The sequence below is a fragment of the Herbaspirillum lusitanum P6-12 genome, from assembly GCF_000256565.1.
Classification (GTDB): domain Bacteria; phylum Pseudomonadota; class Gammaproteobacteria; order Burkholderiales; family Burkholderiaceae_D; genus Herbaspirillum; species Herbaspirillum lusitanum.
Genome location: NZ_AJHH01000196.1, coordinates 1 through 16,430, shown reverse-complemented (window position 1 = coordinate 16,430; position 16,430 = coordinate 1). Strand labels below are relative to the sequence as shown.

Genomic DNA, 16,430 nt, shown 5'->3' with positions numbered 1-16,430 from the left:
CGCCGCGCAGCTGCGCGCGCAGCCCGCGCGAGACCAGATACTTGAGGCGCTGACGCGGCGTATAACGCGACTCCTGCTGCTCGTTGAACTTGCGGCCGAGGCGGTCCGGATACAGCTGCACCACCACCGGCATCACGAACTCACGGGTCTTGTCGTCGTACTCAATGCCGATCGACTTGACCTCGCCCAGCACCACGCCGCGGAAGTCCACCACCGCACCCGGTTCGAGACCTCGCAAGGACTGGTTGAAATACAGCAGCACGGTTTGCGAGCGGCCGTCCGGCTCCTTCATCGCCGCCGCTTCATCTTCGGCCAGGCGGAAGCTGGTGTTTTCCTTGGCGGGAACCTGCGAGTCGAGATCGTCGATGCTCTTGAACGCGATACCGCCGAGCACGACCGTCGCCAGCGATTGCGTGTGCAGCTTGAAGCCGCTGGCGTTGATCTGCATGTCGAAGCCGCTGGCGTGCCAGAAACGCGAACTGATGCCGACGAACTTGTCGTAGGGGGCATTGACGAAGATGCGCAGCGTCACGCCGCGGCCGTCCTGATCGAGGTCATAGGCCGCCACCTGGCCGACCTTGATGCGGCGATAGAATACCGGCGAGCCGATGTCGACCGAGCCGAGATCCGAGGCATGCAGCACGAACTGCTTTCCCGAGGTATCGCGCGTGATGATGGGGGGTTGTTCCAGGCCGGCGAATTCCTTCTTGGTTTCTTCCGACTTGCCAGCGTCGGCGCCGATGTACGCTCCCGACAGCAAAGTGTTCAATCCGGAAATACCTGACGCGGCCACGCGCGGACGCACCACCCAGAAACGCGTATCGTCGGCGGTGAAGCTCTCCGCCTCCTTGGTCAGTTGCACCGTGGTGACCACGTGCGAGCGATCCTTGCTGAGCGTGATCGACTGCACCTGGCCGATGTCGACGTCCTTGTACTTGACCTTGGTCTTGCCGGCCTCGAGGCCTTCCGCCGAGACGAAGCTGATGGTGATGATCGGGCCGCGTTCGATCAGGATCTTGGCCACCAGCGTCAGGCCGACCACGGCAGCAACGATGGGGATCAGCCAGACCAGCGAAGGCAGCCAGTTACGCTTGCGCTCGCGTTTGGGTTCCGGCCGGTTCGGCTGCGATGGCGACGTCGTTGGTTCAGTCATTGATATCCTTTTTTTGTTGCTCTTTATCTGCGCCCTGTTCGGCTTCGGGATCGGCCTCATCCCAGATCAGGCGCGGATCGAAGCTCAGCGACGCCAGCATGGTCAACACCACCACCGAGCCGAATGCCGCCACCCCGATGCCGGCGGTGATCTTGGCGAATCCTTCTATCTGCACCAGTCCGGTCAGCAGCGACACCACAAAGACGTCCAGCATCGACCAGCGGCCGATGGTTTCCACCACGCGGTACAGCTTGGCGCGCTGCAAGCGCTGCCAGCTGCTGCGGCGACGCGCGCTGACGGTCAGAATGATCAGCGCCACCAGCTTGAACAGCGGCACCATGAAACTGGCCACGAACACGACGATGGCCAGCTCCCACGAACCCGATACCCAGAAATAGATGATGCCGCTCATGATGGTGTCGCGCTGCTCGTCGAGCAGCGTCGAGGTGATCATCACCGGCATCAGATTGGCCGGAATGTACATGATGCAAGCGGCGATCAGGAACGCCCACGTGCGATTGAGGCTATCGATGCGGCGCCGATGCAGCGGCGCATGACAGACTCCGCATTGCTCGTCCTGCTGCGCGCCCTGCCAGACCGTACCGCAATGGTGGCAGGGGAAAATATCGGTGTCGATGGCGCTATCGAGCTGAGGTGCTGCCGCAACCGGTTGCGAGGCACTGCCGATACCGTCGGTGCCGTCAACGCCGGTGTTGTGCGCACCCGCGCTCATCGCACCGGCTCCTCGGGGTTACGACGTTCGCTGACCAGAATCCGCCACAGGTAGCGCGGATTGAACGACACCACCACTGTCAGCAGGATGGTCAGCGCACCGAATGCCCACAAGGCAACGCCCGGCACCACGGCCGCCATATTTGAAAGTTTCACCAGCGCCACCAGCACGCCGAGCAGGAACACTTCGACCATGCCCCAGGGTCGCACGATCTGCATCAGGCGCAGCAATAGCTTCACGCCGGGACGGCGACCATCATGCGCACCGTGCATATCATCCGCATCATTCACAACATGCGCGGACGGCAACAAAAGATAGAGCAACACCAGCATCTGCACCAGCGGGAACAGGATCGTGGTGGACAGCACCAGCATCGCCACCAGCGACATGCCCTCGCCGTTGAGCACCATCACGGCGCCGAACAACGTGGTCTCGCTGGTCAGGCCTTGCAACTCGATCTGCACGATGGGAAAACTGTTGGCGATCACGAACATGATCAGGCTCGCCACCGTCAGCGGCAGCAAGCGCGCCACGTGGCTGCCGGTATCGCGCTCGAGCTCGGCGCCGCAGCGCAGACAGCGGGCGACTTCGGCATGCGCAAGCACGGGCCGGCGATGGACCGCGTCGCACTCTTCGCAAACGATCAGGTCGGGACGCTCATGCATGGAGAAGGGAAGAGGCTCAAATTGATGACTTATTGGTTAATTAGGGAAACTTGGATTCTAACAACAAAAAATGACCAGATCGGCTCGCTTTTCGACTGATTACGGCGCAATTTGGCAGATAAAGCTTGACAATTCAAACGGCAATCTTCTAAAGTGGCCAAATGAACTCCGCAACACAATTCTCTCTCACACTATCGCACTTCGCTGGCGCCCTGCTAGCGTTGCTACTAGTGACGCTACTACCAGCTTCGCGCTGATCCAAGTCTCTCCCCTGTTTTTTGCAGTTTCCTCGCTGGTCATGGTCTGAAAAGCATCCGAAATGGGTCTTCAGGCGCACATGGCGGCACAATTAAAAAGTTGTAAATTTTTCCTGAAAAGCCGTCCATGCATTTCACGTCCATCACTGCACTCCTGATTTCCGGCGAATTGATCGCTGCGATGGTCGTTGCACGTGCGCTGGCGCCGCTGCTGCTAAAACTACCGATCGGTCGCCTGGCCTTGCGTTAGTGGCAGTCAGGCGGCCCTACTTTCAGCCACATCAGATGATTTCCCCAGTTACGTTTCTCTGTTCAGCAGTGACCAATTAAAGAGGCTCCACCATGATGTTAAACAACCCGGCAGCAAAATACCGCGCATTCCCGACGATCCCGTTATCTGATCGCACCTGGCCAAATCAGTTCATTTCCAAGCCGCCGATCTGGATGAGCACCGACCTGCGCGACGGCAACCAGGCGCTGATCGAGCCGATGAGCCCCGAACGCAAGCTGCGCTTCTTTGAAATGCTCCTGCAAATCGGCCTGAAGGAAATCGAAGTCGGCTTCCCCTCCGCTTCGCAAACCGATTTCGACTTCGTGCGCAAGCTGATCGAAGAGAACCGCATCCCCGACGACGTCACCATCATCGTGCTGACCCAGTCGCGCGAAGAACTGATCCGCCGCACCATCGATTCGCTGGCCGGCGCCAAGCAAGCCATCGTGCACTTGTACAACTCGGTCGCGCCGGCTTTCCGCAAGATCGTCTTCAACATGTCGCGCGACGAAATCAAGAACATCGCCGTTACCGGCACCCAGCTGGTCAAGGAACTGACCGACGCCCGTCCGGAAACCCAATGGCGTTACGAATATTCGCCGGAATCCTTCAGCACCACCGAACTCGACTTCTCCAAGGAAATCTGCGACGCCGTCTGTGAAACCTGGGGCGCGACGCCGGAACGCAAAGTCATCCTGAATCTCCCCTCGACCGTCGAATGCAGCACCCCGAACGTCTACGCCGATCAGATCGAATGGATGTGCCGCAACCTGAAACACCGTTCGTCCTCCATCATCTCGGTGCACCCGCATAACGACCGCGGCACCGCCGTCGCTTCTGCAGAACTGGCCGTCATGGCCGGCGCCGACCGCGTCGAAGGCTGCCTGTTCGGCAACGGCGAACGCACCGGCAACGTCGACCTGGTCACGCTGGCCCTGAACCTGTACACGCAAGGCGTCAACCCCGGCCTCGACTTCTCCGACATCGACACCGTGCGTCAATGCGTCGAAGAGTGCAACCAGATCCCGGTCCATCCGCGCCACCCTTACGTCGGCGACCTGGTCTTCACGGCCTTCTCCGGCTCGCACCAGGACGCGATCAAGAAGGGCTTCGCCAAGCAGCAAGCCGACGCCATCTGGGAAGTCCCTTACCTGCCGATCGATCCGGCCGACCTGGGCCGCAGCTACGACGCAGTGATCCGCGTCAACAGCCAGTCCGGCAAGGGCGGCATGGCTTACCTGCTGGAACAGGAATACGGCCTGGCCCTGCCGCGCCGCCTGCAGATCGAGTTCAGCCGCGCCATCCAGCGCGAAGCGGACGCCAGCGGCAAGGAAATCGTCGCCACCGACATCTACACGATCTTCAAGACCGAATACCTGGACCGCAGCACGCCGTATGTCTACCGCGCGCACCGCATGTCGGAAGACACCTCGCATGAAGAATCGATCAAGATCGAAGTCGACATCGAGCGCAACGGCGAGAAGACCACCGTGCGCGGCACCGGCAACGGCCCTATCGACGCCTTCGTCAATGCGCTGGGCCTGGACATCAAGCTGATGGATTTCCACGAACACGCCATCGGCGCCGCGCCAACGCGCAAGCCGCCAGCTACATCGAACTGCGCCTGAACGAAGCACCGACCGGTTTCGGCGTGGGCATCGACGCCAACATCGTCACCGCCTCGTTCAAAGCCGTCCTCAGCGCCGTCAATCGCCAGATCGCGATCGACCAGAGCGCCAATCAGTCTTCTTCGCCAAAAGCGAAAGCAGCCTGATTCGGGATCACGTAAAAAAAGCCGCCGGTTTATCCAACCGGCGGCTTTTTTTGTTTGTACTACCGTGTAATCGCTAGAGCGATCGCGCCAACCGGATGCCGCTGTACTGCCAGCAAGCCGTCGCCGGGAAGAAGTTGCGATAACTCGTACGCGAATGTCCCAGCGGCGTTGCGCCTGACGAGCCGCGCAAGACGTATTGATTGACCATGAACTTGCCGTTGTACTCGCCCACCGCGCCCTCGGGAATCGCATAGCCCGGATACGGCGCATAGCTGCTCGAGGTCCACTGCCACGCCGTGCCGAAGAATTGCCGGCCTTCGTTGCCCAACTCGCCGGCGGCATGTTCCCACTCCGCCTCGGTCGGCAAACGTGCACCGGCCCAGCGCGCAAACGCATCGGCTTCGTAATAGGACAAATGCAATACCGCCGCATGCGGATCCAATGGCAGCATGCCGTGCAGCGTGAACTCGCGCCAGGCGCCATCGTCCTGGCGCTGCCAGTACAGCGGATGCGTGATGCGATTGCTGCTGCGCCAGTCCCAGCCGGCCGACAGCCAGTGAGCGGGATTCTCGTAACCGCCCTGCTCAACGAACATCAGGTACTCGATATTGCTGATCAGGCGCGAGCCGATGGCGAATGCCTCGACGAACTGGCGATGCGACGGCAGCTCGTTGTCGAAACAGAATCCCCCATCGCAATAGCCGATTTCCACCACGCCGGCGTCGAAGGTATTCCACTCCAGCTCGGTCTGCACCGGCATGGCCTGCAAGGCGCGCGGCAGGTAGGCCGGCTTGAGCGGATTGAGCGAGAGCAGGTGCTTGATATCTGTCAGGATCAGTTCCTGATGCTGCTGCTCATGCTGCATGCCCAGTTCCAGCAGGCGCAGGCAATTGTCGTCGCACACATCCGACAGCAACAAAGCCTGCATGCGCAGGTCGATATTGGCGCGATAGGCGCGGATCTCGGCCAGCGACGGGCGCGTCAGCATGCCGCGCTGCGGACGCGGATGCTTGTCGCCGACGCCTTCGTAATACGAATTGAACAGCACCCGGAAGGCCGGATGGAACGGCGCGAAATCGGGCTCGTAACTTTCAAGAATGAAGGTTTCGAAGAACCAGCTGGTGTGCGCCAGATGCCACTTGACCGGACTGGCGTCGGGCATGGACTGCGCGCCGCAATCCTCGTCGGACAAAGGCGTCGCAAGGATCATCGAATATTCGCGCGTGCGCAGGCCGGTTTATCCAACCGGCGGCTTTTTTTGTTTGTACTACCGTGTAATCGCTAGAGCGATCGCGCCAACCGGATGCCGCTGTACTGCCAGCAAGCCGTCGCCGGGAAGAAGTTGCGATAACTCGTACGCGAATGTCCCAGCGGCGTTGCGCCTGACGAGCCGCGCAAGACGTATTGATTGACCATGAACTTGCCGTTGTACTCGCCCACCGCGCCCTCGGGAATCGCATAGCCCGGATACGGCGCATAGCTGCTCGAGGTCCACTGCCACGCCGTGCCGAAGAATTGCCGGCCTTCGTTGCCCAACTCGCCGGCGGCATGTTCCCACTCCGCCTCGGTCGGCAAACGTGCACCGGCCCAGCGCGCAAACGCATCGGCTTCGTAATAGGACAAATGCAATACCGCCGCATGCGGATCCAATGGCAGCATGCCGTGCAGCGTGAACTCGCGCCAGGCGCCATCGTCCTGGCGCTGCCAGTACAGCGGATGCGTGATGCGATTGCTGCTGCGCCAGTCCCAGCCGGCCGACAGCCAGTGAGCGGGATTCTCGTAACCGCCCTGCTCAACGAACATCAGGTACTCGATATTGCTGATCAGGCGCGAGCCGATGGCGAATGCCTCGACGAACTGGCGATGCGACGGCAGCTCGTTGTCGAAACAGAATCCCCCATCGCAATAGCCGATTTCCACCACGCCGGCGTCGAAGGTATTCCACTCCAGCTCGGTCTGCACCGGCATGGCCTGCAAGGCGCGCGGCAGGTAGGCCGGCTTGAGCGGATTGAGCGAGAGCAGGTGCTTGATATCTGTCAGGATCAGTTCCTGATGCTGCTGCTCATGCTGCATGCCCAGTTCCAGCAGGCGCAGGCAATTGTCGTCGCACACATCCGACAGCAACAAAGCCTGCATGCGCAGGTCGATATTGGCGCGATAGGCGCGGATCTCGGCCAGCGACGGGCGCGTCAGCATGCCGCGCTGCGGACGCGGATGCTTGTCGCCGACGCCTTCGTAATACGAATTGAACAGCACCCGGAAGGCCGGATGGAACGGCGCGAAATCGGGCTCGTAACTTTCAAGAATGAAGGTTTCGAAGAACCAGCTGGTGTGCGCCAGATGCCACTTGACCGGACTGGCGTCGGGCATGGACTGCGCGCCGCAATCCTCGTCGGACAAAGGCGTCGCAAGGATCATCGAATATTCGCGCGTGCTAATCGTCGACGATGGCCGCGTTCGTTGCCGCCAATACTGCCGTCTCGTCATGCATGCTGCTCATCTCCTTTGTTCATCTGCTGTTTTACACCGGCCGCGCGTAACACAGCATGAACCACTTCTGCGGATCGAACCACATTTTGGCCTGGCCAAAACCGGCCTGGCGCAGCAAATCGCTGAAGCCGTCCGGTGTGAATTTGTAGCTGTTTTCGGTATGGATGCGTTCACCCTGGCTGAATTTCCGCTCGCCGCCGCACCATGTCACGGTGAGGTCGCGGCGCGCTTCCAGGTGCATCTCGATACGCGACAATGCCGGATTGAAGAAACCGCGATGCTGCCAGTCGCCGACCACGAAATCGCTGCCGAGCAGACGATTGACGTGCAGCAGCGCATTGCGGTTGAACGCCGCCGTCACGCCGAGCGCGTCGTCGTAGGCGGCATCGAGCACCGCCTTTTCCTTGACCAGGTCGATGCCCAGCAAGACACCGCCGCCTTCGCCCAATTGCAAACCGTGACGCATGCGGCGCAGGAATTGCAGCGCCTCTTCCGGCGCGAAATTGCCGAGCGAAGAACCGGGATAAAAGAACAGGCGGTTTTCCCGTCCGACCGTGGACGGCAATTGCAGCGACGCGGAAAAATCCATCGCAATTTCCTGCATCGGAATCGCCGGGAATTTTTGCCGCAAGCCGTTCACCGCTTCGCGCAGGAATTCGGTCGAGATATCGATGGGTACATATTGGCGCGGTTGCAGCGAAGGAAACAATCTCGCCGCCTTGGCGCAATTGCCGGCGCCGAGATCGATCATGGTCACGCCTTTGCCGACCGTCGCGGCAATGTCGTCGGCATGGAGATCGAATATCTGCGCTTCGGTGCGGGTCGGATAATATTCCGGCAGCGCGCAGATCGCTTCGAACAAGGTGGAACCGAGCGCGTCGTAAAAATATTTGGGAGAAATGCTGGCGGCTGCGGCCATCAGGCCGTCTTGCAATTCGTTCCGGATGGGACAGGGTTCTGACCAATCGTCCTGCATGTCCTGCAACAATCGTTGAGCCAATTTGCTCTCCTTGTTGAAACAGCATGAAACAACGTGAACGCGATCGGCACGCTAGCCGCGCATGCAATACACTAGACCGCGTTTGAAGAACCAGATATGGCGTGCACTCTGCACATTTCAAGCTCGTCCAGCCAGTAAATGAAAGGCTGAAAGGCAGCTTGCATATCTGCTGAATGCATATACTTATGCATTCTATCGACTTGCAATCAATCGTGTGGTTCACCGCCCGATAAAAAATCCGACATCCAGCCGCCAAAGTTGCTTCATCAACATCAAGAATCTTGCCAACATGTCATCAAGCGTCAAACCAGAACCAGCCAAAGGCAGCATCAAAACCCTGATCGGCCTGCTCCCCTTCCTGCAACCCTACAAGCGTCAATTCCTGCTGGCCGGCCTGGCGCTGATCGTGGCTGCCGCAGCGACACTGGCGATTCCCTATGCCTTCAAGCAGATGATCGACCTGGGCTTTGGCGCGGCCGGCAGCAAGAGCGCCAGCCACATCAACCTGTACTTCCTGGCGCTGTTCGGCGTGGCCTGCATCCTGGGCGTGGCCACGGCGCTGCGCTTCTACATGGTGTCATGGCTCGGTGAACGCGTGACGGCGGATCTGCGCAGCGCAGTCTATGCGCACGTGGTCACGCAAAGCCCGCAATTCTTTGAAACCACCAAGACCGGCGAAGTGCTGTCGCGCCTGACTACCGACACCACGCTGATCCAGACCCTGGTCGGCACCAGCATTTCGATGGCGCTGCGGAACGGACTACTCTTTATCGGCGGCATGGTCATGCTGTTCATCACCAGCGTCAAACTGTCGTCCATCATCATCGTGATGCTGGCCGCGGTGGTGTTGCCGATCGTGTTTTACGGCCGCCGCGTGCGCAAGCTGTCGCGCGAATCGCAAGACCGTGTCGCCGACGCCTCGGCGCTGGCCGGCGAAATCCTCAACGCCATGCCGACCGTGCAAGCCTTCACGCATGAAGAAATCGAGGCCAAACGTTTCGGCACCTCCGTCGAACGCGCTTTCCACACCGCCATGCAGCGTATCCGCGCGCGTTCGGTGCTGACCATGATGGCGATCCTGCTGGTATTCGGCGCGATCGTGTTCGTGTTATGGCTGGGCGCGCATGCGGTCGTGCAAGGCACCATGAGCGGCGGCCAGCTCGGCCAGTTCATCCTGTACGCCTCGCTGGTGGCCGGCTCCATCGGCGCCCTGTCGGAAGTGCTGGGCGACACCCAGCGCGCCGCCGGCGCTACGGAACGCCTGCTCGACCTGCTGGCGGCGCAGTCGCCAGTGCAATCCGTGCTGCTGCCCGAGACGCTGCCGCCGCGCACCGCCAACGGCGCCGCCCTGCAACTGGACGACGTGGTGTTCCACTATCCGTCGCGCCCCGACAGCAACGCACTGATGCATCTGTCGCTGGACATCAAACCCGGCGAAACGATTGCCGTGGTCGGGCCGTCCGGCGCCGGCAAGACCACGCTGTTCCAGCTGCTGCTGCGCTTCTACGATCCGCAACACGGCAAGATCACGCTGGACGGCGTCGACATTCGTTTCCTGACCTTGCCGGCACTGCGCAACGCCATCGGCATCGTGCCGCAAGACACCGTGATTTTTTCCGAGAATGCGCTGGAGAACATCCGCTTCGGCCGCGCCGACGCCAGCGATGAAGAAGTCATTGCCGCCGCCAGGATGGCCGCCGCGCACGAGTTCATCGAACGCCTGCCGCAGGGTTATCAATCCTTCCTCGGCGAGCGCGGCGTACGCCTGTCCGGCGGCCAGCGCCAGCGCATCGCGATCGCGCGCGCCCTGCTGAAGAATCCGCCGCTGCTGCTGCTCGACGAAGCCACCAGCGCGCTCGACGCCGAATCGGAACGACTCGTGCAGGTCGCGCTGGAGGCAGCCATGGTCGGCCGCACCACGCTGGTCATTGCACACCGCCTGGCGACCGTGCAGCGCGCCGACCGCATCGTCGTGGTCGAACACGGCCGCATCGTCGAGACCGGCACGCATACCGAATTGATCGCCCGGAATGGCCTTTACGCCAGCCTGGCGGCATTGCAGTTCAATACCGACTGAGGTTGCCGGCAGCACTCCTGCATCCGGCGTCCTCGCACGCGGTTTCAAAAAATAAAATAGACTTTCGGTTTCAGGCAACAACCGCTTTCCGTACTTCCCAATCCGCGAAGACGCGCCTTCATCACGGGCGCGCCGCGCACAACCAGGAGTTTCCGATGAGCAGCAAACTGTTTTCTCCGTTCACCTTGCGCGGACTGACCCTGCCCAACCGCATTGTCGTCTCGCCGATGTGCCAGTACTCCTCACAAGATGGCTTCGTCAATGACTGGCATCTGGTTCACCTGGGCAGCCGCGCCGCCATCGCCGAACGCGTGCAGGCATTTGCGGACGCTGCCCAGCGCGCGCTCAAGGCCGGCTTCAAGGTGGTCGAAGTGCATGCCGCGCACGGTTACCTGCTGCATGAATTCCTGTCGCCGTTGAGCAACCATCGCACCGATCAATACGGCGGCGCACTGGAAAACCGCGCGCGCTTCCTGCTGGAAGTGGTCGCCGCCGTGCGCAAGGTGTGGCCGGCCGACCTGCCGCTGTTCGTGCGCGTCTCGGCCACCGACTGGACCGAAGGCGGCCTGACGCCGGATGAGGCCGAACACGTATTGCGCACCGAACAAGCCGACCTCGTGCTGCTGGCGCGCGAACTGTTGCGCGATCCGTACTGGCCGCTGCATGCCGCCGACGAGCTCAAGGAAAACGTCGCCTGGCCGCCGCAGTACGTGCGCGCCGCGTCGAGCAAGACGCCGCTGCGCGAGAACGTCGACTACAGCGATCTGGATTGAGTGGTCGCCCGCGCCGGCCTGCATGGCCGGCGCGGTTTTTGATGGCGTGGTATAAATGACGCCTGCCTTTTCATTTCCGCATTGCGCCGTCGCCGGCTGTGAATTCAAGCCGCTGCACTGCTTCAGTCCATACCTTTCACCCACCCGATCTGCAAAGAGATATCCATGTACAAAGACGTCCAACTCTTCATCGACGGTCGCTGGACCGCCAGCGTTTCCGACCGCACCATTGCGGTCGTCAATCCGGCCACCGAAGAAGTCATCGGCCACATTGCCCACGCCAACAAGCAAGACCTCGACGCCGCGCTGGCTTCCGCGCAAAAGGGTTTTGACACCTGGCGCAAGGTATCCGCTTTCGAGCGCTCCAAGATCATGCGCAAGGCCGCCAACATCCTGCGCGAGCGCGCCGATGAAGTGGCGCTGCTGATGACGCTGGAACAGGGCAAGCCGCTGGCGGAAGCCAAGGCGGAAACCCTGGGCGCTGCCGACACCATCGACTGGTTCGCCGAAGAAGCCCGCCGCACCTACGGCCGCCTGGTGCCGGCGCGCGTGCCGAACGCCTATCAGATGGTGATCAAGGAGCCGGTCGGTCCGGTGGCGGCGTTTACGCCCTGGAACTTCCCCCTCAACCAGGTCGTGCGCAAGCTGTCCGCGGCGCTGGCTGCAGGCTGCTCCATCATCGTCAAGGCGCCGGAAGAAACCCCGGCCTCACCGGCCGAACTGATCCGCGCGTTTGCCGACGCCGGCATCCCTGACGGCGTGGTCAACCTGGTCTATGGAGTGCCGTCGGAAATCTCCGAATACCTGATCCCGCATCCGATCATCAAGAAGATTTCCTTCACCGGTTCCACCCCGGTCGGCAAGCAGCTGGCCGCACTGGCGGGCACCCACATGAAGCGCGCCACGATGGAGCTGGGCGGCCACGCGCCGGCCATCGTGTTCGACGACGCGGACATCGACGCCGCCGCCAAGCAACTGGCGATGGCCAAGTTCCGCAATGCCGGCCAGGTGTGCGTGTCGCCGACCCGCTTCCTGGTGCAAAAGAATGTGTTCGATGCCTTCGTCGACAAGTTCATCACCGCCGCCAGCCAGCTCAAGGTGGGCGACGGCACGGTCGCCGGCACCACCATGGGTCCGGTCGCCAACAAGCGCCGCATCGCGGCACTGGAAGCGTTGATCAGCGACGCTGTTGAACAAGGTGCGCAACTGCGTTTCGGCGGCAAGCGCGTGGGCGACAAGGGTTATTTCTTCGAGCCAACCGTGCTGACCAACGTGCCTTCCGCCTGGTGCCGGCGCGCGTGCCGAACGCCTATCAGATGGTGATCAAGGAGCCGGTCGGTCCGGTGGCGGCGTTTACGCCCTGGAACTTCCCCCTCAACCAGGTCGTGCGCAAGCTGTCCGCGGCGCTGGCTGCAGGCTGCTCCATCATCGTCAAGGCGCCGGAAGAAACCCCGGCCTCACCGGCCGAACTGATCCGCGCGTTTGCCGACGCCGGCATCCCTGACGGCGTGGTCAACCTGGTCTATGGAGTGCCGTCGGAAATCTCCGAATACCTGATCCCGCACCCAATCATCAAGAAGATTTCCTTCACCGGCTCGACCCCGGTCGGCAAGCAACTGGCTGCACTGGCCGGCACGCACATGAAGCGTGCCACCATGGAACTGGGCGGCCACGCCCCGGCCATCGTGTTCGACGATGCCGACATCGACGCCGCCGCCAAGCAACTGGCGATGGCCAAGTTCCGCAACGCCGGCCAGGTGTGCGTGTCGCCGACCCGTTTCCTGGTGCAAAAGAACGTATTCGAAGCCTTCGTCGACAAGTTCATCACCGCAGCCAGCCTGCTCAAGGTCGGCGATGGTACGGTTGCCGGCACCACCATGGGCCCGGTCGCCAACAAGCGCCGCATCCCGGCGCTGGAAGCACTGATCAGCGATGCAGTGGAACAAGGCGCGCAACTGCGCTTCGGCGGCAAGCGCGTGGGCGACAAGGGTTATTTCTTCGAGCCGACCGTGCTGACCAACGTGCCGTTGTCGGCACGCGCGATGAATGAAGAGCCGTTCGGCCCGCTGGCGCTGATCAATTCGTTCGACACATTGGATGAAGTGATCGCCGAAGCCAACCGCCTGCCGTTCGGCCTGGCTGCCTACGCCTACGCCAAGTCGGCGCAGACCAAGCATGCACTGTCCTCGCGCGTCGAAAGCGGCATGATCACCATCAACCATCTGGGCCTTGCTTTGCCGGAAGTCCCGTTCGGCGGCATCAAGGACAGCGGCTACGGTTCCGAAGGCGGCACCGAGGCGATCGAAGCTTACGTCAACACCAAGTTCGTTTCGCAGCTGGACGTGTAAGCACTTCGTACGGCGACAAAAAAACCCGCGCTCTTCAAAGGAGCGCGGGTTTTTTCATTGCGTGCCTATACGTTGATATTGGCGAAATTACTTGGGCTGCTTGTGTTTGCGACCGTGGCAGTGGCAGTCGACGACATGATCGTCAATGATGCCGATGCCTTGCAGGTAGGCATAGATGATGGTCGACCCGACGAACTTGAAGCCGCGCTTGAGCAGGTCTTTGGACACCTGATCCGACAGCGCGGTCTTGGCCGGTGCGTCGCTCAGATCTTTCCATTTGTTGCGAATCGGCTTGCCGTCCACATACGCCCAGAGAAAGGGATCAAGGCCGCCGACTTCGTCGCGCAGGCGCAGATAACTCTGCGCGTTGGTGATGGTCGCGGCAACCTTCAGGCGATTGCGGACGATGCCCGGATCGGCCAGCAGTTTGGCCACCTTGGCGTCGGTGTAGCGCGCGATCTTTTCCGGATTCCATTGATCGAAGGCGGCGCGATAAGTCTCGCGCTTGTTGAGCACGGTCTCCCAGCTCAGGCCGGCTTGCGCGCCTTCCAGGTTGAGCATTTCAAACAGGCGCGTCTCGTCGTGGCAAGGCACGCCCCATTCTTCGTCGTGGTAAGTCACGTAGCGCGGGTTGGCGAGATTGACCCAGGCGCAGCGTTGTACGCTCATTGCTTCCTCACATATTTTCCAAGAATCACAAAGGCCATAAAGGCGGTTCATCCATCAGCGCGATCTGCTCGCGCAATTCCAGAATCCTGTCCTGCCAGTAACGCTGCGTGTTGAACCACGGGAAGGCTTGCGGGAACGCCGGATCTTCCCAGCGCCGCGCCAGCCATGCAGAATAATGGATCAAACGCAGCGTGCGCAGCGCTTCGATCAGGTACAACTCGCGCTGCTCGAATTCGCAGAAGCTCTCATAGCCGGCCAGCAGGTCGGACAGCTGGCGCACCATCTCGCCGCGCTCGCCCGACAACAGCATCCACAAATCCTGGATCGCCGGACCGCTGCGGCTATCGTCGAAGTCGACGAAATGCGGACCGGCGTCGGTCCACAAGACGTTGCCGACGTGACAGTCGCCATGCAATCTCAATTGTTTGATGTCGCCGGCGCGGTCGAAGCAGCGGCGCACGCCGTCCAGCGCCAGATCGACGGTGCTCTTGTATGAAGCCAGCACATCCATCGGGATGAAATCGTTGGCCAGCAAATAGTCACGCGGTTCTTCACCGAAGGTGGCGATGTTCAGCGCGGGGCGATGAGTGAAGGGACGCTGCATGCCGACCGCGTGGATGCGGCCGATGAAACGGCCCAGCCATTCCAGCGTATCGGGGTTGTCCAGCTCGGGCGCGCGGCCGCCGTGACGCGTGAAGGCGGCAAAGCGGAAGCCCTGGAATTCCTGCAGGCTGCGGCCATTGGGCAGCAGCATCGCCGGCACGACCGGGATTTCCTGCTCGACCAGTTCACTGACGAAAGCGTGCTCTTCGAGGATCGCTTCATCGCTCCAGCGCTGCGGCCGGTAGAACTTGGCCACCAGCGGCGGCCCCTCTTCCATGCCGACCTGATAGACCCGATTCTCATAGCTGTTGAGCGCCAGCAGGCGACCGTCGCCGTACAGGCCGACGCTGTCGAGTGCATCGAGCACGGTGTCCGGCGACAGCCCGGCGAAGTTGAATACGGTGGTGGAATCGGTCATGGCCGCCATTGTACGTGCCCGGGGAGCGCAGCGGTAATCCTCGCCTCCGCAGCCGAATGGAATTAAACTGCGGTTTTATTCGCAACACGGACGCGCACCATGCAACTTGACCAACCTCTCTCCGACGAAGAGTTCGACGAACTCGACGATTTCCTGCTGTCCGACCGCTGTGCGGAAGACGCCATGACCATGGATACGCTGCACGGCTTCCTCACCGCACTGGTGATCGGCCCGCAGGAAATCCTCATGGCCGAATGGCTGCCGCGCGTCTGGGGCAGCAAGCCGGAGGACACGCCCAAGTTCAAGAACCCGAAAGAAGCCGAACGCATCACCGGCCTGATCGCGCGCTCGATGAACGAAATCGCCATCACGCTGGAAGTGGCGCCCAAGGAATACGAACCGCTGTTCTGCGAACGCGAACACGAAGGCAAGAGCCTGCTCGACGGCGAAGCCTGGTCATGGGGATTCTGGGAAGGCATCCAGATGCGCGCCAAGGAATGGGATCCGATTTTCCATTCCAATCTGGCCGAACTGATGCGTCCGATTTACCTGCTCGGTTCGGATGAACTGGAAGAGGAAGAAATCGCCCTGGTTGAAGATCCGGTCAAGACGCACAAGCTGGCAGTGGAAGTGGAATCGGCCATCCCGCACATCTACAAGTACTGGCTGCCGCATCGCAAGTCGGCGGTGGAAACCGTGCGCCGCGACGGCCCCAAGGCCGGCCGCAATGACGACTGTCCGTGCGGCAGCGGCAAGAAGTACAAGAAGTGCTGCGGCGCCGACAAGGCTTAAGCAACTCGTTTTAAAGCCGGGGCTTCATCTTACTTATCCCAGATACGCCCCGGCGGCATCCCACAGCAGCTTGCAGCCTGCCACAAACAAGGCCGCAATGGTGATCTGGTAGAAGCGCACCTGATCCACCTTCATCAGCAATTTCAACCCCAGCCAATACCCGACCGGCGCCAGCGGCAGCAAGGCCAGCGAGGTGGTCAGGTTGCGCGTGTCGAACAAGCCCAGCAGTACGAACGGCACGACTTTCACCGCATTGATGACCGAAAAGAAAATCACCGAGGTGCCGACGAAGACCAGCTTGTCGAGTTGCTGAGGCGCAAGATAAATCACGAACGGCGGCCCACCCGCGTTGGCGATGAAGCTGGTGAAGCCGGACATGGTCCCCCACACCGATCCGCGCGCGACAC

At 61.2% G+C, this 16,430-nt stretch carries 13 protein-coding genes and 3 pseudogenes; 7 read left to right on the top strand and 9 right to left on the bottom strand.

The annotated features are described in order from the left end of the window. The 3 genes from HLUSI_RS27340 to HLUSI_RS0106710 all read right to left on the bottom strand — a co-directional run. On the bottom strand, positions 1-1,153 hold a 1,153-nt coding region (locus HLUSI_RS27340; RefSeq protein WP_016833257.1), incomplete at its 3' end, for a PqiB family protein. Then, positions 1,146-1,886 (bottom strand): paraquat-inducible protein A, encoded by a 741-nt coding sequence (locus tag HLUSI_RS0106715; protein ID WP_016833256.1) that lies wholly within the window; start codon positions 1,884-1,886, stop codon positions 1,146-1,148. The genes HLUSI_RS0106715 and HLUSI_RS27340, both read right to left, overlap by 8 nt. Continuing rightward, entirely contained in the window at positions 1,883-2,551 is a 669-nt protein-coding gene (locus HLUSI_RS0106710; protein WP_016833255.1) for a paraquat-inducible protein A, read from the bottom strand. The genes HLUSI_RS0106715 and HLUSI_RS0106710 overlap by 4 nt, the downstream gene beginning before the upstream one ends. A 384-nt stretch (positions 2,552-2,935) precedes the next feature. Here HLUSI_RS0106710 and HLUSI_RS34605 point away from each other — a divergent pair, with 384 nt between their 5' ends. Together HLUSI_RS34605 and leuA are read left to right on the top strand one after the other, a co-directional pair. Continuing rightward, positions 2,936-3,058: a hypothetical protein gene (locus tag HLUSI_RS34605; protein ID WP_016833254.1), complete on the top strand. Its 123-nt coding sequence runs from the start codon at positions 2,936-2,938 to the stop codon at positions 3,056-3,058. Between the two features lie 92 nt (positions 3,059-3,150). Continuing rightward, a pseudogene (gene leuA, locus HLUSI_RS27335) lies at positions 3,151-4,853 on the top strand (2-isopropylmalate synthase). A gap of 73 nt (positions 4,854-4,926) precedes the next feature. Here the strand turns inward: leuA and egtB (HLUSI_RS0106695) are convergent. The 3 genes from egtB (HLUSI_RS0106695) to egtD all read right to left on the bottom strand — a co-directional run bounded on the left by egtB (HLUSI_RS0106695) (position 4,927) and on the right by egtD (position 8,343). Beyond that, a complete protein-coding gene (gene egtB / locus HLUSI_RS0106695) occupies positions 4,927-6,084 on the bottom strand; it encodes an ergothioneine biosynthesis protein EgtB (RefSeq protein WP_083830865.1) in 1,158 nt (385 codons plus the stop codon). A gap of 50 nt (positions 6,085-6,134) precedes the next feature. Then, positions 6,135-7,271: an ergothioneine biosynthesis protein EgtB gene (egtB, locus tag HLUSI_RS0106690; protein WP_016833252.1), complete on the bottom strand. Its 1,137-nt coding sequence runs from the start codon at positions 7,269-7,271 to the stop codon at positions 6,135-6,137. 103 nt (positions 7,272-7,374) lie between these two features. Next, on the bottom strand, positions 7,375-8,343 hold the full coding sequence (gene egtD, locus HLUSI_RS0106680) for an L-histidine N(alpha)-methyltransferase (RefSeq protein ID WP_029363215.1): 969 nt from the start codon (positions 8,341-8,343) through the stop codon (positions 7,375-7,377). A gap of 289 nt (positions 8,344-8,632) precedes the next feature. Between egtD and HLUSI_RS0106675 the strand changes: the two genes are divergently transcribed. The 4 genes and pseudogenes from HLUSI_RS0106675 to HLUSI_RS32420 all read left to right on the top strand — a co-directional run. Continuing rightward, complete coding sequence (locus HLUSI_RS0106675; RefSeq protein ID WP_029363214.1) at positions 8,633-10,420, top strand: ABC transporter transmembrane domain-containing protein; 1,788 nt, start codon at positions 8,633-8,635, stop codon at positions 10,418-10,420. 155 nt (positions 10,421-10,575) lie between these two features. Next, a complete protein-coding gene (locus tag HLUSI_RS0106670) occupies positions 10,576-11,193 on the top strand; it encodes an oxidoreductase (RefSeq protein ID WP_016833247.1) in 618 nt (205 codons plus the stop codon). A gap of 165 nt (positions 11,194-11,358) precedes the next feature. Continuing rightward, a pseudogene (locus HLUSI_RS32425) lies at positions 11,359-12,471 on the top strand (NAD-dependent succinate-semialdehyde dehydrogenase); the annotation flags it as partial. After that, positions 12,471-13,541, top strand: a pseudogene (locus tag HLUSI_RS32420) (aldehyde dehydrogenase family protein); the annotation flags it as partial. The pseudogenes HLUSI_RS32425 and HLUSI_RS32420, both read left to right, overlap by 1 nt. An 87-nt stretch (positions 13,542-13,628) precedes the next feature. On the opposite strand, the gene HLUSI_RS0106655 reads toward HLUSI_RS32420, so the two are convergent. Both HLUSI_RS0106655 and HLUSI_RS0106650 read right to left on the bottom strand, forming a co-directional pair. Continuing rightward, a complete protein-coding gene (locus HLUSI_RS0106655) occupies positions 13,629-14,210 on the bottom strand; it encodes a DNA-3-methyladenine glycosylase I (protein ID WP_016833246.1) in 582 nt (193 codons plus the stop codon). 25 nt (positions 14,211-14,235) lie between these two features. Further along, positions 14,236-15,231: a serine/threonine protein kinase gene (locus tag HLUSI_RS0106650; protein ID WP_029363213.1), complete on the bottom strand. Its 996-nt coding sequence runs from the start codon at positions 15,229-15,231 to the stop codon at positions 14,236-14,238. A gap of 99 nt (positions 15,232-15,330) precedes the next feature. Here HLUSI_RS0106650 and HLUSI_RS0106645 point away from each other — a divergent pair, with 99 nt between their 5' ends. After that, positions 15,331-16,023, top strand: coding sequence for a UPF0149 family protein (locus HLUSI_RS0106645; protein WP_016833244.1), 693 nt, complete (start codon positions 15,331-15,333; stop codon positions 16,021-16,023). A gap of 33 nt (positions 16,024-16,056) precedes the next feature. Here HLUSI_RS0106645 and HLUSI_RS0106640 read toward each other — a convergent pair. After that, positions 16,057-16,430: sulfite exporter TauE/SafE family protein (locus HLUSI_RS0106640; RefSeq protein ID WP_016833243.1), on the bottom strand; the 374-nt coding region annotated here is incomplete at its 5' end.